We start from the raw sequence: 1,723 nt of genomic DNA, 5'->3' as shown, positions 1-1,723 counted from the left end.
CAAAGTCTTGCATGAGCGAGTAGTCTTTGTGACAGTCACGATCGAGGAACAGCCTTTTGTGCCTCAAAGCGATCAGGCCAATGTTGAATCACTTGGTCATAATTGCTACCAAGTTAGCATTCGTTACGGCTTCAAAGACGAACCGGACATACCGCTCGCACTGGCCGAATGCGCGGCGAAAGGACACGAATTTCACATGATGGAGACGTCGTTTTTCATTGCACGTCAAACGGTAATATCGACTCCTGGCGCAGGCATGAGTCCATGGCGTGAGCACCTGTTCGTGTCGATGTCGCGTAACGCGCGCAGCGCGGCAGATTACTATCAAATTCCCCCCAACCGCGTCATTGAACTGGGAACGCAAGTAGAGATCTGATCTGCGTTGAACGCTACAAAATTAGATCGTCAATGTGAGGTCAAGCCGCCCCACGTGGTTGGGGCGGCGTACTTGCCGCGGATTGTCACAACAAGTTCGCAATCCGGTCCGGGTCGCGTCCATCAAGGAGCTTTGCACCTTACGGCTTTACCGAGTTCGCGGCGCTTCTGGCATTCGAAACATACCCAGCGTGTGGTCTTGTTTCGTTGGACGTAGCTTCCCGCGTCGACAGGTACTTCACTTCGATGCGTACTGCAATAGCGCCTACCGGTAGTTCGCGCGATCGCCTCGGTGAGTTTGGTCAGGTTGTTAGTCATGCTCGTCAATTTACGTAAGTGCAGGCGGTGGCGGGGCCAGCAGACCGAGGACCCATGTCATCCCCCGTAACTGGTTGCCCAAGCTACCATTATGGCTCTGGCGCATTGTTACGAAATTATAATGGTTAGTTCAGACTTGTGTCTTCCGCTTGAGTTAGCTGGTGCGCTTATTGAGTAGAAGTTGCAGCTGCAATCGTCAGGACGAGCACCACGACAGCCATTGATTTCTTAGTTATGGTCTTCCAGTGGTGTTGAGTCGTCGCCGGCATAGCGGACCGACTGGTTATTCAAAGTCTGCAAAATCCATCGAGATATACTATTTAGCGATGTTCGAAATCACAAAATTTAATTGGATTTATATGGCGCATTGCAGCATCCTCCATGCGTCTCCTCTACTTTCCTACAAGGAAATAGATTCTCGCCCGCGTTCAGCGGGCATTTTTCTGTCCGCTCAAGCTCAGGCGCCTGTTGGCCGCTTGATCGACAGCATCTCCAACGCTTCCTGGATTCGGGCGCCGATCGATCCATACAGCTCCCACGGCGCATTGCCAGTAGGAAGGCGCCCAGCGGGTTCTAATGGGATGGTCGTCCGCTTTCAAAATGGCATGCGAATGCCACAATGAGGAGTGATTTCACTTCGTCATCGAAAGGAGCGACCATCATGAAGATCACGACAGTTGGCATGGATTTGGCAAAACAGGTGTTTCAGGTACATGGGATGGATGCGCAGGGCACGGCGGTATTGCGCAAGAAGCTGGAGCGATCGAAGGTACTGGAATTCTTGGTTCTGTCGCGTTAGCCGAGCGGTGGCCCCGATCGAGTAGACGGCAACGCCGCACATTGACGATCCGACATGCTCAGCTTCAAAGGAATGCGTTTCCCGATTGACGTCGTCTTGGTCTGCATCCGATGGTACGTGGCCTACCTGCTCAGCTACCGGCACATCGAAGAGCTCATGGAAGAGCGGGGCATGTCGGTGGACCATTCGACGATCAACCGTTGGGCGATTCGTTTCCTGCCGTTGATAGAA

Annotated in this window: 1 protein-coding gene and 2 pseudogenes; all 3 read left to right on the top strand. The window is 52.9% G+C overall.

Annotated features, from left to right (window positions below; translation table 11 throughout):
- Nucleotides 1-376, top strand: a 376-nt coding sequence (locus tag ACHAC9_RS24340; RefSeq protein ID WP_435764370.1) for a KUP/HAK/KT family potassium transporter, incomplete at its 5' end; no start/stop codon positions are given.
- Between the two features lie 978 nt (nt 377-1,354).
- Nucleotides 1,355-1,474, top strand: a pseudogene (locus ACHAC9_RS24335) (IS110 family transposase); the annotation flags it as partial.
- A 72-nt stretch (nt 1,475-1,546) separates the two neighbouring features.
- A pseudogene (locus tag ACHAC9_RS24330) lies at nt 1,547-1,723 on the top strand (IS6 family transposase); the annotation flags it as partial.

It is taken from the genome of Massilia sp. CMS3.1, assembly GCF_051262535.1.
Taxonomy (GTDB): Bacteria; Pseudomonadota; Gammaproteobacteria; order Burkholderiales; family Burkholderiaceae_D; genus Telluria.
Note: the sequence above shows the minus strand (reverse complement) of the source record. Positions and strands in the feature narration are given on the sequence as shown.